The sequence below is a fragment of the Symbiobacterium terraclitae genome, assembly GCF_017874315.1.
Taxonomy (GTDB): Bacteria; Bacillota; Sulfobacillia; order Symbiobacteriales; family Symbiobacteriaceae; genus Symbiobacterium; species Symbiobacterium terraclitae.
In genome coordinates, this window is the sequence record NZ_JAGGLG010000011.1 from 73224 (window position 1) to 98223 (window position 25000).

A 25000-nucleotide genomic window follows, 5' to 3' on the forward strand; every position below is an offset into this window, starting at 1 on the left:
GAGGCAGGTAACGGGCGGCAGGGGGGTGTGCTGCTTGAACCAGCCCCGTTCGCCGTCTTGAGGCGCCGTGGAGAACACGTTCTACAGTGAGGGTCTGGATGACTTATACGTGAAAGAGCAATATTCGGCAGGAAGTCGCGGCCGGGGCCGCCGAACAACCAGGAGAATGGGGCCTGCGGTGCGGAACGGCGCTGAACGGCCGGACGGCTCAGGCGAGAGGCGCGCAAGGCAGCACAGGTCCCCCACACTGCGACGGGAGGGGAATCGATGGACGAGATCCGCATCCGCATGGCCCGGCCGTCCGACGCGGAGGCCTTCGCCGAGATCATGACGCAGCCGCAGGTCTACTACGGGACGCTGCAGCTGCCGCACACGACCCCGGAGTCGTGGCGGAAGCGCCTGGAGGGGAACGACCCCAACTACGACTACGTCCTGGTGGCCGAGGTGGACGGCAAGGTGGTCGGCAACCTCGGGCTGCACCGCAGCCGGCGGCCCCGGAACGCGCATGTAGCCGTTCTCGGCATCTCCGTCCACGACGCCTACCAGGGCCGCGGCATCGGCAGGGCGCTGCTGACCGCCGCGATCGACGCGGCGGACCGCTGGCTCAACATCCTGCGCATCGAGCTTGAGGTGTACACCGACAACGAGAGGGCCATCAAGCTCTACGAGTCCCTCGGCTTCGTGATCGAGGGACGGAAGCGGATGAACGCCTTCCGCGACGGCCAGTACGTGGACTCGTACGTGATGGCCCGCATCCGGCCATGAGCAGGCGCGTCATCAAGCCTCCCCGTCTCCGCCCCGGCGACCTGGTGGGCGTCGTCGCCCCGTCAAGCCCGGTCGTGACCCGCCGGGAGGAGGTGGAGGCCGCGATCAGGCGGCTGGAGGCGTTCGGGTTCCGTGTGCGTACAGGGGAGCACCTCTGGGGCCGGGTCGGGGTCCGGGCCGGCAGCCGGGAGGCGCAGCTGGCGGATCTGCACGCCATGTGGTCCGACCCCGCGGTGAAGGCGATCTTCTGCGCCACCGGCGGGATCACGGCCATCACGCTGGTGGACGGGCTCGACTACGACCTGGTCGCCCGCAACCCCAAGGCGTTCATCGGCATGAGCGACATCACTATTCTGCAGGCTGCGCTGCTCCGCCGGGCCGGACTCGTGACCTTCCACGCATCCTGTCTGGCCGAGGGTCTGGGTTCGCCTGACGCCGAGCAGGAGGGGCCCCACCTGCTGCGGGTGCTGACCGATCCGCGACCCCCGGGACCGCTGCCCGAGTGGGCGGGGGAGGTCCGGGTGGTGAAGGGGAGCCGGGGCGACGCCGTGCGCGGCCGGCTGGTCGGCGGCTCCTGGAACTGCATGCTCCACCTGCTGGGCACGCCCTACTGGCCCGACACCGACGGGGCGATCCTCTTCCTGGAGGGGGTCAACCTGGCCACATCGGCAGTCCTGCGCGGGCTGGCCCAGCTCCGGCTCGCGGGGGCGCTGGACGGGGTGGCTGCCATCCTCTTCGGGCACATGGAGGGCTGCTTCCCCGACCGGTCCTCGCCGGCGGAGAGGCTGGCCCTGGCCGTGGAGCAGGCGCTGGGCGACCTGGACCTGCCCGTCTGCCAGACCGAGGCGTTCGGCCACTGCGTGCCCAACGTCACGTTGCCCGTCGGGTCGATGGCGTCCATTCAGGACGGGCGGCTGGTGCTGGAAGAGGGTGCGGTGGTCTGACGGTCGGTCTGTTTCAACGTTGCGAAGATCAGACGCTGTATGTATCAACGGAGGTTGCTTGGGATGGCAAGACCTCGACAACGGGGTAGACGACTCGAAGCGGACTTCACGGAGGATACAGTAGCTCTCGTCATTGACAGCTATCTTGCGGTGGCATCTTTCCCGCACTGTGGGCTGACGGTGGAACTATTCAGTCGACGTTGGGAAAGAAGATTGGGTGCGGACGCCCGAATCACGGGTTTCATGCCGTTCTACATGCAGTTCAAGAGACCATCCGCCTACCCTGGCGATAGCCGCGCGAAGGTTGTTCTTGATCGCAAGCGACTAAATCCCCCCCTTACGACAATGCCTCAGACCTTCTTCTTTGAGCTGCGAAACAAGAGGACTGGTCAGGCAGACTATCAACATAACATCCTGTACCGGTTGCGCCAGCGTCTGGTCCGCTGGGGACTTGGCGATGCGGCATACGTCTGCCCCTTATTCTTGGAGCGAGAGGCATATCGTTTTCATATGTATCTTTGCGCTCTGAGGCTGTGGACCAGGTTCGGAACGCTGGTGCCTGTCTCTCTGGGCGGTGTAGTCATAATGGATGGTGGGACAGCTAGCTTCAGTAACATTCCAATCCTAAGCGAACATGTTAGCATTCCTCCACACAAGCCTGTGACTACGGCAGATCACTGCTACAGTTTCTTGCCTACTGGAAATGAGATCTGCTTTCACTCGCCCGAGCAGGTCACTCAGGAACCCATGAAACTTGATCGGTGGCTTGATGACCTCCTTAGCAACACTGCCGGACAGCAGCGACTCATATTGAGAGAGGAAGCTAAGTCCACTCTTCGACAACTACTGGAGCCAACTCAAGATGATGATGCTCTTCCCTACCCACAGGATCTACTTGCCAATCGCGACGATATCGAATCTTGGTTGGCATGGGGTGACTACCTGTGGTCTGAGTACGAAATACAGCAGTATGCATTCGTTAGATGGGAAGATTGACGCAAGTCATCTCATCGCGCCCGGTCCTGTCCACGCGGGGCCGGGCGCATTTTTCCCGCGGATTTTTAACTTAGAATGAGACTAATTTGCAGGCATTCGCCTGGGGTGCGTCGAATCTTATTCCTAGTGGCTCTGTTCAGAATACCGAGCCCGTAGAGAGGAGGAAACACCATGAGCGAGGAGCGCAAGTGCCCCGCGACGGGGGCCCACCGGGGCACGACCAACCAGGACTGGTGGCCCAACCAGCTCAACCTGCGGATCCTGCACCAGCACTCGTCCAAGTCGAACCCGATGGGCGAGGACTTCGACTACCGGGCGGAGTTCCAGAAGCTCGACTACTGGGCGCTGAAGGAGGACCTCCGCAAGCTGATGACCGAGTCGCAGGACTGGTGGCCGGCGGACTTCGGCCACTACGGCCCGCTGATGATCCGCATGGCGTGGCACAGCGCGGGCACCTACCGCATCGGCGACGGGCGCGGCGGGGCGGAGTCCGGCACCCAGCGCTTCGCGCCGCTGAACAGCTGGCCTGACAACGCCAACCTGGACAAGGCCCGCCGGCTGCTCTGGCCGATCAAGCAGAAGTACGGCCGCAGGATCTCCTGGGCCGATCTCATGATCCTCGCCGGCAACGTCGCCCTGGAGTCCATGGGCGTGAAGACCATCGGCTTCGCCGGCGGGCGCGCGGACGTCTGGGAGCCCGAGGAGGACATCTACTGGGGCAAGGAGCGGGAGTGGCTCGGCGACGAGCGCTACAGCGGCGACCGCGAGCTGGAGAACCCCCTCGCCGCCGTGCAGATGGGCCTGATCTACGTCAACCCCGAGGGGCCCAACGGCGAGCCCGATCCGCTCAAGGCCGCCCGGGACATCCGCGAGACCTTCCGGCGCATGGGGATGAACGACGAGGAGACCGTCGCCCTGATTGCCGGCGGCCACACCTTCGGCAAGACCCACGGCGCCGGGGATGCCTCCCTGGTGGGTCCGGAGCCCGAGGCCGCCCCGATCGAGGAGCAGGGGCTGGGCTGGATCAGCAGGCACGGCACCGGCAAGGGCGCCGACACCATCACCAGCGGCATCGAGGTCACCTGGACCTCCACGCCGACCAAGTGGACCAGCAACTTCCTGTGGAACCTCTTCGGCTACGAGTGGGAGCTGACCAAGAGCCCGGCCGGCGCCTGGCAGTGGCGGCCGAAGCACGGCGCGGGGGCCGGCACGGTGCCCGACGCCCACGACCCCGAGAAGCGGCACGCTCCGGGCATGCTGACCACCGACCTCGCCCTGCGCTTCGACCCGGTCTACGAGAAGATCGCCCGCCGGTTCCTGGAGAACCCGGACGAGTTCCACGACGCCTTCGCCCGGGCCTGGTTCAAGCTCACCCACCGCGACATGGGCCCGCGCACCCGGTACCTGGGCCCCGAAGTGCCCAAGGAGGAGTTCATCTGGCAGGATCCCATCCCCCTCTGCGACCACGAGCTCATCGACGAGGCTGACATCGCCGCCCTCAAGGCGCGGATCCTGTCCACGGGGCTGTCCATCCGGGAGCTGGTCGCCACCGCCTGGGCCTCGGCCTCCACCTTCCGGGGCTCCGACAAGCGGGGCGGCGCCAACGGCGCCCGCATCCGGCTCGCGCCGCAGCGGGACTGGGAGGTCAACGAGCCGCACCAGCTGCGGCCGGTGCTGGAGACCCTGGAGGGCATCCAGCACGAGTTCAACAGCAGGCAGACCGGCGGCAAGCGGGTCTCGCTGGCCGACCTGATCGTCCTGGGCGGCTGCGCCGGCATCGAGCAGGCGGCGAAGAACGCCGGATTCGAGATCACGGTGCCCTTCAGCCCCGGGCGGATGGACGCGTCGCAGGAGCAGACCGACGTGGAGTCCTTTGCGGTCCTGGAGCCGGTGCACGACGGGTTCCGCAACTACATGAAGGGGAACTTCGACGTGCCGGCCGAGCACCTGCTGGTGGACCGGGCTCAGCTGCTCACGCTGACCGCACCGGAGATGACGGTGCTCATCGGCGGGCTGCGGGTGCTGGACATCAACCACGGCGGCTCCAAGCACGGCGTCTTCACCGACCGGCCTGGCGCCCTCACCAACGACTTCTTCGTCAACCTGCTCGACATGCGCATCAAGTGGAACGCCACCGACGATCCCAACGTCTTCGAGGGCCGCGACCGGGCGACGGGCGAGCTGCGCTGGACGGGCACCCGGGTCGACCTGATCTTCGGCTCCAACTCGCAGCTGCGGGCCATCGCCGAGGTCTACGCCAGCGCCGATGCCCAGGAGAAGTTCGTGCACGACTTCGTCAAGGCGTGGAACAAGGTGATGATGCTCGACCGCTTCGATCTGCTGGTGAAGCAGTAACCCCACACTGACCCGGCCGCCCGGGCGGTTCCGCCGCCCGGGCGGCCGGGCACTGTCTGCGCCACCCGCTGGAACGCGCGCGTGTGTGCACGCCCGCAGCGAGGCTTTCCCCCGCTGCGGAGGAAGGCGGACATCATCCGGCGTATTCAGCCACCAGGGTGATGTGCCATGCCCAAGCTCCACCGCCTCCATTGGATTGACGCACAGGTCCGCGCCGGCCGCTACCCCAACGCCAGGACCCTGGCCGCCGCCTTCGGCATCTCGCACCGCCAGGCGCTGCGCGACTTCGAGTACATGCGCGACTCGCTGGGTGCACCCCTGGTCTACTCAGCTGCGCACCGAGGGTTCACCTACGGCGAGTCCCCTTTTGTGCTGCCGGGTCCTTACGTGACGGAGACCCAGCAGGCTGCCCTGGGGCACCTCGCACGGTATTACGAAGCCGTCGCCGAGCACGACAGGGATGCGGGGCCGGTCTACGCCGACCTGGCCGGGCTCTTCCGCCGGCTGAGCGGGCTCGGCTCGGCCCCCGCCCGCGCCGCCCGGGGCGCAGAGCAGCCCCTGCCGCTGGTCCCGTACCGGGCAATCCTCGCCGGGCCTTCGCGGCCCGCCCCGCTGCAACCCTTCTACCGGGGCAGGGCGCCTGACGGGAAGCTGATCGTTGAGTTCCACGACCCCGACGCCTTCCTGTGCGCCCTCTGGGACGCCCCGGGTTGTCGCATCGAGTCGCCCCGCTGGCTGCGGGAGCGCTTGAGGGTCCGGGCCGAGCGAATCGTGGCCGACAACCGTGATATGACACGCCACGTCACACCAGCGGCGGTAAACCTGTCTCAGGAGCCCGGGATGGCTCCGGGCAGCAAGTCGGAGAGGAGAATGGCGATGGAGAAGAGGCGCGGCGCCGTTGGCGCACGGTTCGTCGAGGGCTGGATGAGCTACGTCGGGGCCGTGCAGGGCGTCCTGGACGCCGCCGGCATGGGGCCGTGGGAGTACTGGCGGCTGATGGGCGAGACCGGCATGGCGTTTCACCTGGTGATGCACGAGACCTGCTGCATCAGCTCGGTCACCGTGTACGACTGGATGAACACCCACTCGGCGGCGATGAGCCGCATCGGCGTCCTGTCGGAGGTGTACCAGGCGCTGCCCGGAACCCCCACCTACGACGCGGCCTGCCGGCGGGCAGTGGTGAACATCCGGGAGTCGATCGACAACGGGGTCGGCGTGGTGCTCTGGGGCGTGGACACCGGCGAGTTTGGGGTGGTCCACGGGTACGACGACGAGGACGGCGTGCTGCTGACCAGCGGCTGCTGGGGCTCCAGGGGCAGGCCGATCCTGTACGAGAACATCGGGCGCACCTTCCCCGGCGCGCCGGTCCTGCACTACCAGATCATGCTGGAGCGGGTGCCCACCGACGAGCGGCAGACGGCCCGCAGCGCCCTGCAGCACTACGTGGACCTGATGGACCGTCCGGGCCACATCGCCCCGGGGTACCGCGCGGGGCTCCTGGCCTACGACAACTGGATCCAGGGGCTGCAGACCGAGGGCTTCAGCGGGACGGGCTGCCGGTACGCCACCTTCGTCTACACCGAGGCCAGGGAGTGCGCCGCCCGCTACGTCGCCCACCTGGCCGGGGCGGATCCTGCACTGAAGCCGGCGGCGGACGCTTTCCGCCGCACGGCCGAGATCTACGGGCGCATGATGAAGGTCCTGGGTCAGGACCTGTCTGACCCGTCGCCGCTGGAGGCGCCGGTCAGCGCCGAGCAGGCAGCCGCGCTGGTCCCCCTGCTCAGGGAGGCGAAGCAGAGCGAGGCCGAGACGGTGGCGCTCGTGCAGCGGTACCTGGAGACAAGCGCATGACGGAATGGGAAGGGCCTGTCCCCGTGCCTGACGCACGGGTGCGCAGGCCCTTTCCCGTTCTGGACGCACGGGTGCGCATGCCCTTTCCCGTTCTGGACGCTGCCCTTTCCCTTTCTGGACGCACGGGTGCGCAGGCCGTTCCCGTGCTGCACGCACGGCGCTGCGCACCCCCTTTGCCGTGCGCGGTGATGTGCGGTCCATCCCGTACTCTGCACGCCCTGGTGCGCCGGCCCCGCCTCCCTGATGAGCGCACGGTTACGAACGCCCTTTACCGGCCGGCCGGCACTTGACACCTCGATCCTCCAGTCGTACGATAAAACCAAAAACCAAAACGGATTTTCGTTCACAGAATGGGAGGCTGATGCCCTTGCCTACCCCGTTCACCGCAGAGGAGCGCGCCTCCATCCGCCGGCAGCTGCTGGAGTCGGGGCGCAGTCTCTTCACCACGGTGGGCCTGAAGAAGACCACCCTGGAGGATCTCGTCCGCCCCATCGGCATCGCCAAGAGCACGTTCTACGCCTTCTTCGACTCCAAGGAGGCCCTCTACCTGGAACTGCTGGCCGAAGAGGCGCCAGGCGTGGAGCAGCAGGTCATGCCGGCGCTCTCGGCCGGACTCCCGGCTAGGGAGGCCATCGCCCAGTTCCTCACCCGGCTGTTGGCGGTCTACGAGAGCAACTCGCTGACCCGGCGCCTCCTGACGCACCCGGACGAGCTGGCGATGGTGGCCCGCCGGGTCCCGCGCGAGGCTTTCAGCGCGAAGCTGAAGGGCGTGGCGCAGCCGCTGGCGTCATACATCCGACAGGCGCAGGCGCGGGGCGAAGTGGTGGACGGGGACCCCGAGGTGCTGGCCGGCGTCATCCAGGCCGTGACGCTGCTGAGCCTGCACCGGGAGACCATCGGTGCGGAACGCTACCCGGCGGTGATGGCCGCACTGGTCACCGCCGTCGCATCCGGACTCACGAGGGGGCCCGGTCGATGAAGTTCGTCATCCTGGCCACCGGAACCCGGGGAGACGTCCAGCCCTTCGTCGCCCTGGCGCAGGGCCTCGCCGGCGCCGGTCACGAGGCGGTGCTGGCGGCGCCCGGCAGCTTCGAACCGTTCGCCCGGGGTCACGGGGTCAGCTTTCATCCGATGGGGAGCGACTACGCGGCCCTGCTGGAATCGCCGGAGGGGAAGGCGGCTCTGGGCGGAAACCCGGTGAAGATGGTGCAGGTGCTCCGGCAGACCGTCTTCCCCATGATGCGCCGGATGCTGGATGACGCCTGGGAGGCGGCGCAGGGGGCCGGGGCGGTCATCTATCATCCGAAGGCGCTGGCGGGGGTCCACCTGGCGGAGCGACTCGGGGTGCCCTGCTTCATCGGCGCCCCGGTTCCGGTGGTGGTGCCGACTGCGGCATTTCCGGCGCCGGCCTTCGTGGGACGCAGCCTTGGCGGCCCGCTCAACCGGCTCACGTACTACGCCGTGCGGTCGGGCAGCCGCCCGTTCCGGGGGATGATCGACGAGTGGCGCCGGACCCGGCTCGGCCTCGGCCCGCGCCGTGAGGGCGAGTACACGCACCGCGGGCGGCCGGTCCCCGTACTCCACGCCTTCAGCCGGCACGTGGTGCCCCCGCCGGCCGACTGGCCGCCGGAGGCGATCGTCACGGGCTACTGGTTCCCCCGGCCGGCACGGGAGTGGGCGCCGCCGCCTGCCCTGACCGCCTTCCTGGAGGCGGGCCCGCCCCCGGTCTACGTGGGGTTCGGGTCGATGAGCGGCATCGACCGGGAGGGCATCAACCGGATGGTCGTCGCTGCCCTGGCCCGGGCCGGGATGAGGGGAGTCCTGGCCACCGGGACCGGCGAGGCTCCTGCGCCCCTTTCCGACACCGTCCTGGCCATTCCCGGTGCCCCGCACGACTGGCTCTTCCCCCGGATGGCCGCCGTCGTGCACCACGGCGGTGCCGGCACCACCGCGGCAGGACTGGCGGCAGGCAGGCCGACGGTGATCTGCCCCGCCACGACGGATCAGCCGTTCTGGGGCCACATCGTGCACCGGCTGGGCGTCGGCCCCGCCCCGATCCCCCGGAGGCAGCTCACCGCCGAGCGGCTGGCGGAGGCGGTTCGGGCCGCGACCGGAGACCCGGAGATGCAGCGCCGGGCCGCCGCCCTGGGCGAGGCGATCCGGGCGGAGGACGGCGTCGCACAAGCGGTGGCGGAGATCCTGCGGCGGGTCGGTGCACTGGCCGGATGAAAGCTGGTCGAACGTGAGGCCGGCGCGGGGGCTGCGGTGGAGATGGCATCTTCGCCCGGAGGGACGGCCTGCTCAGCCCGTCGTCCAGCGGTACGCAGAGGAGGAGTAGAGGATGAGTCAACCGATTCCGTGGGAGGGATTCCACCACATCGCACTGGTCACCCCAGATCTGGACGCCACCATTGCTTTCTACGGCGGCGTGCTCGGGATGCAGGTCGGTGAGATCCGCGTCGGCGGGGGTGTGCTGCCGCAGCGGCACTGCTTCATCCGCCCGGGCGACTCGGTGCAGACCTGGGGCCTGCACTTCTTCGAGAACCCGTCCGCCCAGATCCACCGGCTGACGATGGAGCAGCTCCAGCAGGGCGGGTTCATCCCCGGCGCGCTGCAGCACATCGCCTTCTCGCTGCCCGATGCCAGGGCCGCCGAGGCGCTGCGGCAGCGGCTGCGGGAGCATGGCGTGGAGGTCACGCCCACCGGTACCATCGGCCCCATCCAGAACATGCTGTTCTTCGACCCGCACGGCATCCTGCTGGAGGCGACGTGGCCGCGGGTGGAATGAGAGGCGCCGGGGAGACAACGGTGCTGATGCGATCGGGCTGGCCGGCCTTGTGCCGACCAGCCCGATCAGTTGTGCGCGCTTGTGACCCTGGCGGACTCAGGACCTTCGAAGAATGAAGTAGTACCCGTCCCCAGCCTCTGACGCGAGCCCCCGCGGCATCGTGCTACCCTACGTCTGGACGACGATCCGGAGCCGCTGCACGTTCTTGGATGACCATCCGGCCTCTTCCCAGGGTCCTGGATGCCAGCTGAATTCTTGCCACTTCACGTCTGAACGACCGCCCGGTGCCTTCCCCGGTCCCCGGATGCCAGCTGAACCCGGGATACTTGACACGTGAAGTGTCACTTTTTCGCAGCCTCCAGCGCAGTGCCCTGCGGATTTCTGCCACTTTACGTGTGAACGACCGCCCGGCGCCATTCCAGGTCGTTGGATCCCGGCAAGCCACGGCACAGTTGACACGTGAAGTGTCACTTTTCCGCAGCCTCCAGCGCAGCACCCTGCGGATTTTGTGCCACTTCACGTCTGAACGACTGGCAGGCGCCTTTCCAGGTCGTTGGATCCCGGCTGGCCACGGGCTAATTGATAGGTGAAGTGTCGCTTTTCTGCAGCCTCCAGCGCAGCGCCCTGCGGATTTTCTGCCACTTTACGTGTGAACGACCGCCCGGTGCCTTCCCCGGTCCCCGGATGCCGGCGAACCCGGGATACTTGACATGTGAAGTGTCACTTTTCCGCAGCCTTCAGCGCAGTGCCCTGCGGATTGTTTGCCACTTCACGTCTGAACGACCGCCCGGTGCGTTCCCCGGTCCCCGGTTGCCAGCTGAACCCGGGACAGTTGACACGTGAAGTGTCACTTTTCTGCAGCCTCCAGCGCAGCGCCCTGCGGATTTTCTGCCACTTTACGTGTGAACGACCGCCCGGTGCCTTCCCCGGACCCCGGATGCCGGCTGAGCCCGGGACACTTGACACGTGAAGTGTCACTTTTCCCGCAGCCTCCAGCGCAGCACTCTGCGGATTTCTGCCACTTCACGTCTGAACGACAGCCCGGCGCCTTCCGGTCCCTGGGCTGTCGGCTGAAGTTCCTGTCACAGTTCCGCCCGAATGCGCCCGGCCAGGTCGTCGAGGACAGCGCGGGGCTGGGGCGGCGGAAGGTGCCCCGGGTAGACCTGGAACAGTCCGTCCCCCGGGCGTCGGGGGAAGAGGTGGAAGTGGACGTGGTAGATCTCCTGACCAGCCGCCTCGCCGTTGTTCTGAAACACGTTGAGATCGGTCACCCCGAACGCCGCCCGGATCGCCCGGCTCACGGCGGCGATGGTCTGGCCGAGGCGGCCGGCCAGGTCGCTGTCCAGGTCGAAGACCTGCTCCACGTGCCGCTTCGGGATCACCAGCACGTGCCCCGGGTTCGCCTGGCGGATGTTCATGAACGCCAGGGTGTACGGATCCTCGTACACCCGGCTGGCCTCCCCGCCCGTGGCGATCCGGCAGAAGAGGCACTCGGCCCGGGTGCGCCGGGCGCGCTCGACCAGCCCGCCCAGCTCGTTGTCCGGCGCGTCGGCCAGCGCGAGCAGGGTCTCATAGGGGTCGCCGGGCAGGGCGAAGTACTCGGCGAAGGCGGGCTCCGTCTTCAGGCCCCCCGCCTTGAGCCGGCGGATCTCCTCCGCTGCCCCGGGGCCGGCGAGGGCAAGCAGGCGCGCCTCCGCCGCCATGTGGCGCCAGGCATGGTTCTCCCGGGAGGGCATCGGCTGCCCGAAGACTTCCACCGGGAGGTCCCCGTAGCGGAAGCCGCAGATGACGGCGGGCAGGCCGTGCTTCACCGCGGATCGCACCGCGAACCCGGGCAGGTGACCGTACGCCTCGGTCAGGGTGCGCCCGAACGCCTCGCCGTCGTGCACCTCACAGATGATGTCAAGGTCGCTGCCCGGGACGTTCAGGTCCAGGGGGAAGGTTCCCGCCAGCACCGGATCGTAGGGCGCCAGCACCTCCATGATCCGCAGCTCCTGCAGCGCGGCGTACGCCTGCCGCTGTGCGGCCGTCCCGCTGCGCAGGTCCACCCAGTTGATCACCCGTTCCAGCCTCCCCGCTCGGCACGTCACATCTGGTTTGCTTCGACAGAGAGGCCTGCTGTCCTACTGACGCACACGATTCGGCGTCCCCGGCCCTGGGCCAACGTACAGGGCAGTCGCTCGTCGCAGGTGGACGGCCGGAGATGGGGACCCGCGCATCGGCGGCCCGGCTGGCGGGCCGTACAGGAGCAATGCCGGCGATACACATAAGGAACAGCCCCCGCACGGGGGCTGTCCCGTCACACCCGCGGTCGTTCATCCGCCGGTGACACCGGCTCGGGTTCGAACCGTTCGGGGGCTGCGGGCCGCCGGTCCCACGGCGTGCCCAGGGCGGGCAGCAGGTACCGGTCGAGGCCCCAGAAGCCCGCAACCTTCCAGGCCAGCAGCAGCAGGATCGCCAGGGTGAAGAGTACCGGGTTGGTGCTGGCAGAGCCCGCCAACATGAAGTTGAAGTTCATGAAGGCCCCGAAGAAGGCGGCGAAGCCCGTCAGCAGGCCGAGGATCAGCGCCACGCCGACCACCACCTCGCCCACGGCCACCAGTTTGGCGAACCAGGTGTAGTGACCGCCTTCCAGGAGCATGCTGAGGAAGTCGCGGTACCAGCCGTAGGCGATTGCGGGCTTGGCCGGCGGTTCCGGCACCGCCACCGCCCGGGTCCAGTATCCCTGCAGTGCGGTGCCGCCGTTCATCCAGGCCGGGTCCGTGACCTTGTGCCACCCCGCCTGCAGCCACTGCCAGCCCAGGTAGAGCCGGGCCAGGAGCCAGATCCAGGCCGAGGAAGTGCTGTCGAACAGGAATCGAGCCAGCGGCGGATCCTGAATCGTCCGCTGGTGCACACCGAATCCCTCCTTTCCCAACTTATATGACTTTCTGTTGCCGAAAGTCTATTTGATTATTCATTGAGCGTATAGCGACTTCCTGCCCTCGCGTTCAATGTCGGTCGCCCTGCATAGGATGACCAGGGAGGGTGACCGTCATGTACCTTTCCCTGTTTGACCTCATGCGGCGGCAGCGGCAGCTGATGCGCGCCGAGGTCCCGCCGCTCACCCCGTGGTGGGAGGAGGACGACCACTCCCTGACGGTCCGGTTCCGCACCACGGGCCTTGACCCGCAGTCCGTCCAGGTGCAGGTGAGCGAGTTCGCCCTCGCCATCTCCGGCCACCGCACCCGGGAGGAGCGGCTGGAGGGTCCGGGCTTCTTCCGGTTCAACGCCACGGCGGGCGCCGTGGCCCGGTCGTTCCCGCTGCCGTGCCGGGTCGTGCCCGGCGCCGCGACGATGGCCTGGCGTTCGCCGGACGAGCTGGAAGTTCGGCTCACAAAAGCATGAGCCCCGGCCATAACGCCGGGGCCGTGCGCTGTCAAGGCTTGTGTTCACGCGCGCGGCGCGCTATCATGAGAACCGGAGAGAGCACACAAGCTATCAAGGCCTCCCGACCATGTGCGTGATCACCGGTACGAAATGACCTAACACACATGAGAAAGGGAGCCTTTATCCGATTGTGGCCTGAACGCCCCCCCGGTAGAGCCGTGGCCAGGGGACTCAGAAAGCGTCGGAGCGGGCACCCACCTGCTGGGAGCAGGTTCATTCTCTACCGGTCACACGGCATGGTGGGGCAAGCTGAGCGAAGGGCAGCGTTCCGCAAGGGGCGCTGCCCTTTTCAGGGTATGCTAGAGACGCCCTGGGTCCGTCCGCCTTTACAGCCCTCATTGCGATTGGGTAGAATAGGGATTGTTAGTTGGGTCTACATATGAAGGAGGTTGCGCCGTGGCCAGCGAGAAGGTAATTACGCTCTCGGCCGAGAACTGGGCCCGGGAGGTGGAGCAGTCGACTGAGCCCGTCCTGGTGGACTTCTGGGCCGTCTGGTGCGGTCCGTGCCGGATGATCGCCCCCGTGGTGGAGGAGATCGCCGCCGATTACGAAGGGCGCCTGAAGGTCGGCAAGCTGAATGTGGATGAGAACAACGAGTTGGCCGCACGCTACGGCGTGGTGTCGATTCCCACCCTGCTGGTGTTCAAGAACGGGCAGCCGGTGGAGCGCATCGTCGGCTTCCAGCCTAAGAAGGAGCTGGCTGCGAAGATCGACCGGGCCCTGGCATAGATCCACACCGGGCGACCCCCAGGCGGGTCGCTCATTTCTCATGGAGGCGAATGGAATGCGGCTGATCGATCTGCGCAGCGATACCGTAACCCGGCCCACGCCCGAGATGCGCAGGGCCATGTACGAGGCCGAGGTCGGCGACGACGTCTACGGCGAGGACCCCACGGTCAACCGGCTCCAGGAGCGGGCCGCCGAACTGCTGGGAAAGGAGGACGCCCTCTTCGTGCCCACCGGCACCCAGGGCAACCAGGTGGCGGTGCTCACCCACACCCGCCGGGGTGAGGAGGTCATCGTCGAGGCGGAGGCCCACGTCTACATCTACGAGGTGGCCGGCATCGCCGCCCTTTCCGGCTGCCAGGTGAAGCCCGTGCCGGGCGTGAACGGCGCCATGGACCCCGAGGCGGTGGCCGCGGCCATCCGCGAGGACAACGTGCACTACCCCCGCACCGGCCTGGTCTGCGTGGAGAACACCCACAACCGCTCCGGCGGCTGCGTCGTGCCAACGGAGAACATCGCGGCCGTCGCCGGGGCGGCCCACCGGCGGGGCATCCCCGTGCACATGGACGGCGCCCGCATCTTCAACGCCGCCGTCGCCCTGGGCCGGCCGGCCGCCGAGCTGGTCGCCCCGGTGGACTCGGTGATGTTCTGCCTCTCCAAGGGGCTGGCGGCGCCGGTGGGGTCGCTGCTGGTGGGCAGCCGGGACTTCATCGCCGAGGCCCGGCGCCACCGGAAGCTCCTGGGCGGCGGCATGCGCCAGGCCGGCGTGCTGGCCGCGGCGGGCCTCGTCGCGCTGGAGCTGATGATCGACCGGCTGGCGGACGACCACGCCAACGCCCGCCGGCTGGCGGAGGGGATCAACGAGATCCCCGGCCTCGCCGTCGACATGGCCACGGTGCAGACCAACATGGTGCTCACGGAGGTCACCGACCCCCGCTGGACCGCCCCTGCCCTGGTGCAGGCGCTGCGGGAGGAGGGCGTGCTCTGCAACGCCACCGGTCCGCAGCACATCCGGCTCGTCACGCACAAGGACGTGACCGCGGCGGACGTGGAGATCGCCCTGGCCACGATCGACCAGGTCGTGAAGGCGGGGCCGCAGTAGGCAGATGGAAAGGGACGAACGCACGTTGACGGGCGTCGGACGGCAGACCGCCGCGGCTGGCGCCAAGCCGCGCCCCGGCCAGGCGGGTGCGACACCTGAGGGGGCCCCGCCGGAGCCGGGCGGCAGGCTCCGGCTCATCGCCACCGCCCCGATGGGGCTGGAGGCGGTGGTCGCCCGGGAGCTGAAGGGCCTGGGCTACGGCCAGCAGCAGGTCGAGAACGGGCGGGTCCGGTTCGCGGGCGAGGAACTGGCCGTCTGCCGCGCCAACCTCTGGCTGCGCACGGCGGACCGGGTGCTGGTGGAGATGGCGGAGTTCCCGGCCACCACCTTCGAGGAGCTGTTCCAGGGGGTGCGGGCCATCCCCTGGGAGGACTGGATCCCCGAGGACGGCCGGTTCATCGTCAACGGCCGCTCCCACCAGTCGCAGCTCTCCAGCGTGCCCGCCTGCCAGAAGGTGGCCGAGAAGGCGGTGGTGGAGCGGCTACGGCAGCGCTACCCCGTGGAGTGGTTCCCCAAGAGCGGCGCCCGGTACAGCATCGAGGTCTCGCTGTTGAAGGACGTGGTCACGGTCACGCTGGACACCACCGGGCCGGGGCTGCACAAGCGGGGCTACCGCAAGCTGGCGGCGGAGGCCCCGATCAAGGAGACGCTGGCCGCGGCGATGGTGCTGCTCTCCCGCTGGCACCCCGACCGGCCGCTGCTGGACCCCTGCTGCGGGTCGGGCACCATCCCCGTCGAGGCGGCGCTGATCGGCCACAACCTCGCCCCCGGCCTGCACCGCACCTTCGATGCCGAGGCCTGGGGGCGGATCCCGGCGCGCCTCTGGGAGGAGGCCCGGGAGGAGGCCTTCGACCTGGCCGACTACGACCGGCCGCTGGACATCCGCGGCTCGGACATCGATGCCGAAGTGCTGGAGCTGGCCCAGCACCACCTGCGGGCCGCCGGCCTCTCCCGGTCGGTCCGGCTGGAGCGCCGGCCGCTGCAGCAGGTCGAGAAGTACGCCTCCTACGGCTACCTGATCACCAACCCGCCCTACGGCGAGCGGATGGGGGAGCGGGAGGCCGTCGAGGAGCTCTATCGCGACCTCGGCCGGTTGGCCCGCCGGCTGGAGGACTGGTCGGTTTTCGTGATCACCGCGCACAAGGGGTTCGAGCGGTTCTTCGGCCGCCGGGCCGACCGGAAGCGCAAGCTCTACAACGGTCGCATCGAGTGCGACCTCTACCAGTTCGAGGGGCCCTACCACGGCCGCCGCGTCCCCGGGACGGGGGAGGAAAGCTCCGCGGAAGGCTGAGCGGGGACCAAGGAGGTGGCGCCATGGATCTCTTTTCGTGGGCCGCGGCCCAGGAGTCGGCGAAGAGCGCGCCGCTGGCCGCCCGCATGCGCCCGCAGAACCTGGATGAGTACGTGGGCCAGGAGCACCTGGTGGGCCCCGGCCGCTTCCTGCGCCGGGCGCTGGAGGCGGGGCAGCTGCCCTCCTGCATCCTGTTCGGTCCGCCCGGCACCGGCAAGACCACGCTCGCCCGTCTGGCTGCCCAGTACGTCAACGCCCACTTCGAGCAGCTCAACGCCGTGACCTCGGGGGTGCAGGACATCCGCCGCATCGTCGACGAGGCCCGGGCCCGCATGGGCCAGTACGGACAGAAGACCGTGGTCTTCATCGACGAGATCCACCGCTGGCGCAAGGACCAGCAGGATGCCCTCCTGCCCCACGTCGAGGAGGGGCTGATCACGCTGGTGGGGGCGACCACCCAGAACCCGCTGGTCTCGGTGAACGCGCCGCTGGTCAGCCGGACCCGCATCTTCGAGCTGAAAGCGCTCAGCGACCAGGACGTGGCCCGCCTGCTGGACCGTGCGCTGCGGACCCCGGGCCGGGGCCTGGGCAACTACAACGCCACGGTCACCCCCGAGGCGATGGAGCACCTGGTGCGCACCGCCGGCGGCGACGCCCGGGTGGCGCTCAACGCCCTGGAGCTGGCGGCGGTGCTCACGCCGCCCGACGCCCAGGGCCGCCGGGTGGTCACGCTGGAGGCGGCGGAGGAGGCCCTGCTGAAGCGGGCCGTGGTCTACGACCACGACGGGGACGAGCACTACCACGTGGCCTCCGCCCTGATCAAGTCGATCCGGGGTTCCGACCCCGACGCGGCGCTCTACTGGCTGGCCCGGATGATCTACGCCGGCGAGGACCCCCGGTTCATCGCCCGGCGCCTGGTGATCTCGGCCGCGGAGGACATCGGCCTCGCAGACCCCCAGGCCCTGGTGATCGCCCAGGCGGCCGCCGACGCGGTCTCGTTCATCGGCATGCCCGAGGGGCGCATCCCCCTCGCGGAGGCGGTGGTCTACCTCTGCTGCGCGCCCAAGTCCAACAGCGCCTACCTGGCCATCGACCGGGCGCTGGCGACGGTGGAGCGGGAGAAGACGCCGCCCGTGCCCAACCACCTGAAGGACACCGGCTACGGTTCGGGCGAGCGGCTCGGATACGGCAAGGGCTACCTGTACCCCCACGACTACCCCGGCGCGTGGGTGGCGCAGCGCTACCTGCCCGAGGGGGTGGAGGGTCCCTTCTGGGAACCGAAGCCCCTGGGGCGTGAGGAGGCCCTGGCCCGGGCGCTGCGGGAGCGCCGGTCGGGCGGGAACGGCGGGCAGCGCTGAGGGTGGGTGCGCTGACGATGCGGTGTGGGCGCACGGCGTGCTGACGGTGCCGTGGGTGCACGGTGCGACAGGTGCACGTGCGGCGGGGGACACGGCATGCCGGCGGTACCGCGGGTGCACGGTGCCATGGGTGCAGGTGCGGGAGGGGCCGGCAGCCGGTGTGGCGGGCACACTGCATGCTGACGGTATTGCAGTTGCACGGTGCCGTGCGTCCATCGCGCTGGGTCCGGCGCGGAAGGTACCGGCGATGGCACCAACGGCGGATATGGTCGCGTGACGCGTTGTGATAGGCTGAGAACGGGAGAGCCGCAGCTCAACCCCCGAGAGGAGGGCGTCTACCGTGGCACAGACCGTCATGACCGAGCGCGAGCGCATCGAGCAGGCCGTGACCCGCTTCTTCCACATGTGCAACACCCACTGCCCGGGGAACCTGGCCCCCCTGATGACAGCCGACGTGGAGCTGGCTGCCGAGCGGGAGGCCAGGGGGCAGGAGGACGTGCACAGCTACTTCGTCTGGCTCTGGCAGACCTACCCTGACCTCACCTTCCGGGTGGAGCACGTGATCGTGGACGGCACAGCTGCTGCCGCCGAGGTGACGTCGGAGGCGAAGGGGCTGCGCCTGCCCCGGTGCGTCGTCTTCAACTTCCGGGACGGCCTCATCCGCCGCATCAAGTGGTACTAGACCTGGACACCGCGCACGAGGCGGCCCCGCCGTTCGGCGGGGCCGCTTCAGGTTGCCGCACCGGGGGTGGAGCGTCCGGCCCCCCCGGCTGCGGGCTGCGTCGCCTGAGCCCCCACAGCCCCCCGCAGGGCAGGCAGGGCTGCCGGTGAGCGGCTCGCCCCGCACAGGAGCCAGGCGCCAATCGTGACCGGGTTCACATGTCGAAATGTCGAGAGCGAACGTCCGGAGGCGTCTTGATGAGCAAGAAGGCCATGGTTTACGGTCCGGCTACTCTGGAGAGAGTAGACACAAGTAACGCCAAAGCCTACAATATTAGCGGACATATTCGATAGGCGAAAGGAGGGGGCGTATGGCACTTCGGATCCTGCTGGTCGAGGACGATCCCGACATTCAGCGGATGGTGCAGCTCTCTCTGCAGTTCCAGGGAGGCCACGAGGTCAGCGTCGCCTCCGGCGGCAAGGAAGGGCTGGAGAAAGCCGAGCAGGAGAAGCCGGACCTGATTCTCCTGGACGTGATGATGCCGGAGATGGACGGCTACGAGACCTGCCGGCGGCTGAAAGCCAACCCGGCCACCGCCGCGATTCCGGTCGTGTTCCTGAGCGCCAGGGCGCAGCAGTCGGAGATCCAGAAGGGACGGGAGTTGGGTGCCATCGGGTACCTGGTGAAGCCCTTCGACCCGCTGACCCTCTCCAGCCAGCTGGAGGCGATGCTCCGGTCGTAGCTGCAACCCGGCCGCCGGCTGAAAAGGAGCGGTTTGGGCTTGGATGTCACCAAGATTCTCCAGGAGGTCTACTGGCACAGCCTGGACGGCATCGTCATCGCGGACAAGGACACCTACATCATCGACGTCAACCCCGCATACGAGCTGATCACCGGCTATTCCCGCAGCGAGCTGATCGGCCGGAAGACCAATATCGTCCGCTCCGGCCTCACCCCGCCCGAGGTCTACCGGGAGATGTGGTCGCAGCTGCGGACCCGCGGCCGCTGGGTGGGCGAGTTCATCAACCGGCACAAGAACGGCAACCTCTGGTACTCCTTCGTCTCGATCACGCGGATCGTGGACGAAGGGGGATCGGTGGTTGCCTATGTCGGTATTGCCCGGGACATCAGCGCCCGCAAGCAGATGGAGCAGCAGCTGCGCCAGAACCTCAAGGAGATCCAGTCGGCCCGGGAGCTGGCCGACGCCCAGGCCACGCGGCTCCGGGCGCTGCTCGACTCGGTGGGCGAGGCCATCATCATGTTCGACACCCAGGGGATCTGCGTGGTGGCCAACCACCAGGCCGGCGACATGCTGGGGCTGGCGGCGGAGGAGATCGTAGGGCGGTCGGTCCACGAGCTGCACTCGCTGACCCTGCGCTCCCTGGGCGCCAGCGGCGCCTTCCTGTGGAACCCGGGCCCCGACGGCGGGCCGCCCATCGAGCTGGAGACCACCGTCATCGAGACCCGCGAGGAGCGGCCGCGGGTCTTCCACGAGTTCGCCGCCCCCGTGCAGGACGACGCAGGCCGGGTGATCGGCCGCATCTACGTCTACCGCGACATCACCAAGGAGACCGAGCTGGACCGGATGAAGACCGAGTTCATCGCCACGGTCTCCCACGAGCTCAGGACGCCCATGACCTCGATCAAGGGGTCGCTGGGCCTGGTGCTGGGCGGCGCGGCCGGCGACATCCCGGCTGAGGCCCGGGACCTGCTGACCATCGCCCGCAACAACACCGACCGGCTGATCCGGCTCATCAACGACATCCTGGACATCTCCCGCCTCGAGGCCGGCAAGATGGAGATCCGCCCGGCGCCGGTGCGCGTCGACGAGGCCGTGCGGCGGGCCGTGCAGGAGATGGCCGGCTTCGCCCGGCAGCGCGCCATCGAGCTCAAGACCGACGTGCCCGAGGGGCTGCCCCGGGTGATGGCCGACAGCGACCGGCTGCAGCAGGTGCTGGACAACCTGCTCTCCAACGCCGTCAAGTTTTCGCCCAAGGGGAGCGAGGTCCTGGTGCGCGCCCGGGCGGAGGAGGGCGTCGTGCGCTTCGACGTGATCGACCACGGCCCCGGCATCCCGCCCGAGCAGACCACGGCCATCTTCGACCGCTTCTACCAGGTGGACAACGCCGCCTCCCGCAAGACCGGCGGCACCGGACTGGGCCTGGCGATCTGCCGCGGGATCGTGGAGGAGCACGGCGGCCGGATCTGGGTCGAGTCCACCGTGGGCAAGGGTTCCACCTTCTCGTTCACCCTGCCCGTGGAGCCGCCGGAGCCGGAGATCCCGCTCCCGCTGAACGTCAACGCCCGCACGGTGCTGGTGGTGGACGACGACCCCGACATCGTCCGGCTGATCATGCTCTCGCTGGAGCAGGAGGGCATCCAGGCCGTGGGTGCGACGTCGGGAGCCCAGGCGCTGGAGATCGCGCGCAGCCGGCACATCGACGCCATCACCCTGGACCTGATGATGCCCGGCGAGGACGGCGTCTCGGTGATCCACCGGCTGAAGGAGGACCCGGCGACCCGGGACATCCCGGTGGTCGTGGTCTCGGCCTACACCGGCGGCAAGGAGCGCGAGCTAAAGGCGACGGGCGTGGCCGACGTGGTGGCCAAGCCCATCGACGAGGCCCGCCTGCTCTCCAGCATCCGGGGCGTGCTGGGCGACCGTCGGGACGGGAGCCCGCAGCCCTCGATCCTGGTGGTGGACGACGACCCGGACGTGCGGCGGATCGTCAGCGTCATCCTGGAGCGGTCGGGCTATTCGGTGCGCACGGCCCACGACGGCCAGGAGGCCTTCCGCATGATCATGGCCGAGCGGCCCGACCTGCTGATCCTCGACCTGATGATGCCGAACCTGGACGGCTTCCAGCTGGTGCGGCTGCTCAGGCAGCGGCGCTGGACGCAGCAGATCCCCCTGCTGGTGCTCACGGCCCTCGACCTGACCGAGGGGGAGAAGACGCTGCTGCAGCTGGGGCCCACCTCCCACCTGACCAAGGGGCCGCAGATCCAGGAAGAGGTGGTCGCTCGAGTGCGGGCGCTGCTGGCGAAGAGGTGAGACGAGCCCCCCGCCGGGCGTCTCCGGCAGGGGGCCTTCGGCGCTATTTCGCCGCCGCCTCAATTTCGGCAATCACCTGATCGAGCAGGTCGGCCAGCTGGGCGTCGTTCCGGGGGAGCTCGCCGTCCAGCACGAGGTTCAGGGCGTCCTCGGCCCGGCCCGCCGCCTCCGAGAGGCTCCGGTAGCCGTAGAAGCCGCCCGACCCCCGCAGCTTGTGCACCTCCTGCCGGAGCGCCCGCAGGTCCGCGTCCTCGCCCCGCCGCAGCGCCTCCGCCCCTGCGCGCAGCTGCCCGGCCCGCTCGACGACCCCCTGCAGGTACTCCCGGCGCAGCGCCTCGTACTCAGGCATGTTGGGCATGAAGCTGTTCCGCTCCTTTCGTCCGTCACCCACTGGTTTCCATTCTTCCCACAGCGTTTCCTGCTTCGGGCACGTTCGTGACCAGCGTCACCGGGCGGGCGGACCCCCGGTGATATACTCTGGTCAGACCAAGCGTGCAGATCTGACTGGGGGTGTCCATGATGCAGGTTCGTTGGGGCCGCCCGCCGTTGCCCCGGGAGCACGGCGCCTGGGCGATGCTCCTCACGCCGCCGGTCGTTGCCCTCATGGCGCTGGGGCCGGACGTCGGAGGCGTCCACGCCATGCTGGGCTGGTTCTCGGCCTACGCCGCCCGCGGCCCGCTGGAGGTGCTGCTGGGCTGGGGCGCGTCCGGCCGGGCCGGCATGGCCCAGGGCGAGCCGGAGGCGGCCCGCTTCTGGCTGGTTGCCTTCGCCCTCCTGGCAGCGCTCTTCCTCACGCCCTCGATCCTCCGCCAGCCGCAGCTGCTGCTCCTCCTGGCGGTTGCGCTGGCGCTGGCGCTCTCCGTCTTCTGGTTCGCCCAGCACGGGGAGCAGCGCTCGCTCGTCGCCGGCCTGATCGCCGTGACGGGGCTCATGGCCGGCGCGCCGCTCTACGACCTGGCGGCATCCGCCGGCGTTACGCCCCGGGGCTGGGCGCTCACCTACGCCTGCTTCGCCTTCTTCGCCGGGTCGGTCTTCCGGGTGAAGACCATGGCCCGTGAGCGCCGCCACAGCGCCTTCCACGGGATCTCGGTCGCCGTGCACCTCGCCTTCCTCGCCGGGGCCGTCGCGGGGTCCGCACTGGGCTGGTTCCCGGCCCTGCTGCCCCTGGCCGTGCTGCCGCCGCTGGTCTGGGCGGTGGTCTGCGCCTGGCGCGCCCGGCAGGGGCGGGCGGCCAACCTGAACCGCGTGGGGATGTCTGAGGTCTACCTGACCATCTGCTTCGCGGCCCTCGCTGTGCTGGCGCTGCGGATGCCCTTCTGACGTGGCGCGCTGAGCCGTTCGCCAACACCCCCGCGGGCAGACCGAAGCCCGCGGGGGTGTCCCGCGCCCGGCGCCCTGGGCTCACTGTGCTCCCGGCGGCATATTCCTACCGGGAGAGGGGGGAGCCTTTCATGCCGGGACAGGACGAGGCCATCGCCCAGCTCTTCCTGGCGGGCGTCCCCGGGCCGGAGCTGACGGCCGAGTGGCGGGAGAGCCTGGACCGGGCGCCCTTCGGAGGCGTCTACCTGAACCCCTGGAACCTGACGGGTCCCGAGCAGGCGGCGGCGCTCCTGGGCGAGATCTGCGCCGCCATCCGGGAGCGGGGCGTCACCGGGACGCCCATCCTGGCCATCGACCACGACGGAGGCAGCCTCAGCCCGCTCCGGGGCGGGGAGGCGACGAACCTGCCCGGGCCGCTGGCGCTGGCCGCGACAGGCGACCCGCGCCGGGTGCGGGAGGCGGGGCGGATCATCGGGCGGGAGCTGGCCTCGCTGGGGTTCAACCTGAACCTGGCGCCGGTGCTGGACATCGGTCTGACCCCCCGCGGCCCGGTGGCGCGGGTGCGGACCTTCGGCGACCAGCCCCGGCGGGTGGTGGAGCTGGCCGTGGCCTACGTGCGGGGCATGCAGGAGGGAGGGGTGGCAGCGGGCGTGCGCCACTTCCCCGGCTGCGGCGGCATCGTCCGGGAGCACGGCAGGCCGCCCGTCAGCGAGGACGACCTCACCCGGCTGGAGGGGCTGCACCTGCTCCCGTTCGGCGCCGCGGCGGCCGCGGACGTGGACGTGGTCTGCGCCTCCCACATCCGGGTGCCGCGGCTCGCCGGCTCCCCCCTGGATCCGGGGGGCCAGCACGCGGACCTGCCCGCCAGCCTCAACCCGGCCCTGCTGGAGCGGCTCCTGCGCCGCCACCTGGGGTTCTCGGGGGTGATCGTCACCGACCCGCTGGAGGCGCCGGAGATCGGCGCCCGGTGGGACGTGGGTGAGGCGGCCGTGATGGCCCTGGAGGCCGGGGCGGACATCCCCCTGGTGGCCTGGGACCCGGCGGCGCGGGAGCGGGCGTTCCGCGCCGTGCGGGAGGCCGTGCTGCGGGGCCGGATCAGCGCGGAGCGGCTGGCGCAGTCGCTGGCGCGCATCGGTGCCCTGCGGGAGCGCATCGCCCGGCTCAGGATGGAGGCGCTGGCCGACGTCCCCTTCGACCCGGCCGCCCACCGGGCCCTGCTGGTCGAGCACCAGGCCCGGGCCGCCGCCATCGCCCTGCGGGCCGTCTGCGCGGTGGAGCCGGCGCCGCCGCTTGCCCCGCGGTCCCGGGTCCTGGTCGTCGCACCCCTGCAGCCCGGGCTGACCCCTGCCGACCCCGCCCGCGGCCGGCCCGTCGCCCTGCCGGCCCACCTGGCCCGCCTCGGCTGCCGGGTGAAGGCGGTCCAGTTCTCGCCGCAGGTGGCGGAGGAGGAGCGGAGGGCCGTCCTGGCCGCGGCCCGGGGGCGCTGCGACCGGGTGATCTTCTGCAGCCTGGACGCCTGGCGCTTCCCCGGGCAGGCCGCCCTGTTCCGGGAGGTGCTCCGCCTGGGGCGGCCCGTGACGGCGGTGGCGCTGGGCGACCCCTGCGACCTGCCGCTCCTGTCCGGCGCCGGCGGCCGGCTGGCCACCTGCTCCGCCGAGCCCGTGATGATGGCCGCCCTCGCGGCCGTGCTGACCGGGCGGGCCGAGCCCGGGGGGCGGCTGCCGCTGGCCACCCCGTAACGCCCGGCACGGCTCAGGCGTCTCAAGGGCACATGGTCATGCTCTATGTTTCGGAAGGGGAGAGTACCGTGGACATCCATATGTTCATGCCGGATTTCCAGGCGATGCGCGACGACCTGGTCCGTCTGGGCTTTGAGGAGCTCCGCACGCCCGACGCCGTAAACGCGAAGCTGGCCAGCGCCAAGGGCGTCACCCTGCTGGCGATCAACTCGGTCTGCGGCTGCGCCGGCGGCATCGCCCGGCCGGCGGCGGCGCTGGCCCTCCGGGAGGTCCGGCCGGACAACCTGATGACCGTCTTCGCCGGCCAGGACAAGGAGGCGACGGCCGCGGCGCGCGCCCTGTTCCCCGAGTACCCGCCCTCCTCGCCCTCCTTCGCCGTCTTCAAGGACGGCAAGGTGGTCGACATGATCCCCCGCAGCGAGATCGAGGGCTCCGACCCGCACACGGTGGCCCGGCGCATCGTCGGCGCCGTGCAGCGGGCCCAGGGGTAGCCCCGGAGGTCCCCGTGGGGGACGGGTTCGCATCGAGCGGGCGGTGCGCCGGTCAGGGCGCCCGCCCGCTCCTGCGCGCCTGCCGTCCGCTGCCGGATGCCCGCCGTCTCCACGAGTCGGCTGCGGCTTCCG

The 25000-nt window shown here is 69.5% G+C and carries 21 protein-coding genes and 1 other RNA gene; 19 read left to right on the top strand and 3 right to left on the bottom strand.

What is annotated here, in order from left to right:
- Window positions 1–267 precede the first annotated feature (267 nt).
- The 7 genes from J2Z79_RS08295 (at window position 268) to J2Z79_RS08325 (ending at window position 9699) form a co-directional block, all read left to right on the top strand.
- Window positions 268–765, top strand: coding sequence for a GNAT family N-acetyltransferase (locus J2Z79_RS08295; RefSeq protein WP_209466407.1), 498 nt, complete (start codon window positions 268–270; stop codon window positions 763–765).
- Window positions 762–1709: a S66 peptidase family protein gene (locus tag J2Z79_RS08300; RefSeq protein ID WP_209466408.1), complete on the top strand. Its 948-nt coding sequence runs from the start codon at window positions 762–764 to the stop codon at window positions 1707–1709. The genes J2Z79_RS08295 and J2Z79_RS08300 overlap by 4 nt, the downstream gene beginning before the upstream one ends.
- A gap of 1167 nt (window positions 1710–2876) precedes the next feature.
- Window positions 2877–5060: a catalase/peroxidase HPI gene (katG, locus tag J2Z79_RS08305; RefSeq protein WP_209466409.1), complete on the top strand. Its 2184-nt coding sequence runs from the start codon at window positions 2877–2879 to the stop codon at window positions 5058–5060.
- Between the two features lie 168 nt (window positions 5061–5228).
- Window positions 5229–6911 (top strand): hypothetical protein, encoded by a 1683-nt coding sequence (locus J2Z79_RS08310; protein ID WP_209466410.1) that lies wholly within the window; start codon window positions 5229–5231, stop codon window positions 6909–6911.
- Window positions 6912–7278: 367 nt separating this feature from the next.
- Window positions 7279–7890 carry a TetR/AcrR family transcriptional regulator gene (locus J2Z79_RS08315; protein ID WP_209466411.1) on the top strand — a complete coding sequence of 204 codons (612 nt, stop codon included), beginning with the start codon at window positions 7279–7281 and terminating at the stop codon, window positions 7888–7890.
- A complete protein-coding gene (locus tag J2Z79_RS08320) occupies window positions 7887–9140 on the top strand; it encodes a glycosyltransferase (RefSeq protein WP_209466412.1) in 1254 nt (417 codons plus the stop codon). Before J2Z79_RS08315 ends, J2Z79_RS08320 begins: the two co-directional genes overlap by 4 nt.
- Before the next feature lie 112 nt (window positions 9141–9252).
- Window positions 9253–9699, top strand: coding sequence for a VOC family protein (locus J2Z79_RS08325; protein ID WP_209466413.1), 447 nt, complete (start codon window positions 9253–9255; stop codon window positions 9697–9699).
- Between the two features lie 1082 nt (window positions 9700–10781).
- Here the strand turns inward: J2Z79_RS08325 and J2Z79_RS08330 are convergent.
- Entirely contained in the window at window positions 10782–11759 is a 978-nt protein-coding gene (locus J2Z79_RS08330) for a DUF4269 domain-containing protein (protein WP_209466414.1), read from the bottom strand.
- Window positions 11760–11998: 239 nt separating this feature from the next.
- Entirely contained in the window at window positions 11999–12595 is a 597-nt protein-coding gene (locus tag J2Z79_RS08335; protein WP_209466415.1) for a DoxX family membrane protein, read from the bottom strand.
- Between the two features lie 140 nt (window positions 12596–12735).
- On the opposite strand from J2Z79_RS08335, the gene J2Z79_RS08340 reads away from it, so the two are divergent.
- The 9 genes from J2Z79_RS08340 to J2Z79_RS08380 all read left to right on the top strand — a co-directional run bounded on the left by J2Z79_RS08340 (window position 12736) and on the right by J2Z79_RS08380 (window position 21318).
- Window positions 12736–13086 carry an Hsp20/alpha crystallin family protein gene (locus J2Z79_RS08340; RefSeq protein WP_209466416.1) on the top strand — a complete coding sequence of 117 codons (351 nt, stop codon included), beginning with the start codon at window positions 12736–12738 and terminating at the stop codon, window positions 13084–13086.
- Window positions 13087–13184: 98 nt separating this feature from the next.
- Window positions 13185–13378: non-coding RNA, 6S RNA (ssrS, locus tag J2Z79_RS08345), on the top strand.
- A gap of 146 nt (window positions 13379–13524) precedes the next feature.
- Window positions 13525–13857, top strand: a complete 333-nt coding sequence (trxA, locus tag J2Z79_RS08350; protein WP_209466417.1) for a thioredoxin — start codon at window positions 13525–13527, stop codon at window positions 13855–13857.
- Between the two features lie 55 nt (window positions 13858–13912).
- Window positions 13913–14956: a low-specificity L-threonine aldolase gene (gene ltaE / locus J2Z79_RS08355; protein ID WP_209466418.1), complete on the top strand. Its 1044-nt coding sequence runs from the start codon at window positions 13913–13915 to the stop codon at window positions 14954–14956.
- A gap of 136 nt (window positions 14957–15092) precedes the next feature.
- On the top strand, window positions 15093–16247 hold the full coding sequence (locus J2Z79_RS08360) for a THUMP domain-containing class I SAM-dependent RNA methyltransferase (protein WP_425353536.1): 1155 nt from the start codon (window positions 15093–15095) through the stop codon (window positions 16245–16247).
- Between the two features lie 23 nt (window positions 16248–16270).
- On the top strand, window positions 16271–17605 hold the full coding sequence (locus tag J2Z79_RS08365; protein ID WP_209466419.1) for a replication-associated recombination protein A: 1335 nt from the start codon (window positions 16271–16273) through the stop codon (window positions 17603–17605).
- Between the two features lie 340 nt (window positions 17606–17945).
- Window positions 17946–18287: a nuclear transport factor 2 family protein gene (locus J2Z79_RS08370; protein ID WP_209466420.1), complete on the top strand. Its 342-nt coding sequence runs from the start codon at window positions 17946–17948 to the stop codon at window positions 18285–18287.
- A 349-nt stretch (window positions 18288–18636) separates the two neighbouring features.
- Window positions 18637–19008: a response regulator gene (locus tag J2Z79_RS08375; RefSeq protein WP_209466421.1), complete on the top strand. Its 372-nt coding sequence runs from the start codon at window positions 18637–18639 to the stop codon at window positions 19006–19008.
- Window positions 19009–19047: 39 nt separating this feature from the next.
- Window positions 19048–21318, top strand: a complete 2271-nt coding sequence (locus J2Z79_RS08380) for a response regulator (RefSeq protein ID WP_209466422.1) — start codon at window positions 19048–19050, stop codon at window positions 21316–21318.
- 43 nt (window positions 21319–21361) lie between these two features.
- Here the strand turns inward: J2Z79_RS08380 and J2Z79_RS08385 are convergent, their stop codons facing one another.
- Window positions 21362–21709 carry an Hpt domain-containing protein gene (locus J2Z79_RS08385; RefSeq protein WP_209466423.1) on the bottom strand — a complete coding sequence of 116 codons (348 nt, stop codon included), beginning with the start codon at window positions 21707–21709 and terminating at the stop codon, window positions 21362–21364.
- Between the two features lie 128 nt (window positions 21710–21837).
- On the opposite strand from J2Z79_RS08385, the gene J2Z79_RS08390 reads away from it, so the two are divergent.
- From J2Z79_RS08390 to J2Z79_RS08400, 3 genes are all read left to right on the top strand, one after another.
- A complete protein-coding gene (locus J2Z79_RS08390; RefSeq protein ID WP_209466424.1) occupies window positions 21838–22638 on the top strand; it encodes a YwiC-like family protein in 801 nt (266 codons plus the stop codon).
- 131 nt (window positions 22639–22769) lie between these two features.
- A complete protein-coding gene (locus tag J2Z79_RS18890; RefSeq protein WP_209466425.1) occupies window positions 22770–24377 on the top strand; it encodes a glycoside hydrolase family 3 N-terminal domain-containing protein in 1608 nt (535 codons plus the stop codon).
- Between the two features lie 68 nt (window positions 24378–24445).
- The gene (locus J2Z79_RS08400) at window positions 24446–24868 is read left to right on the top strand and encodes a BrxA/BrxB family bacilliredoxin (RefSeq protein WP_342589447.1); all 423 of its coding nucleotides are present in this window, start codon (window positions 24446–24448) and stop codon (window positions 24866–24868) included.
- The last annotated feature ends 132 nt before the right edge of the window (window positions 24869–25000 follow it).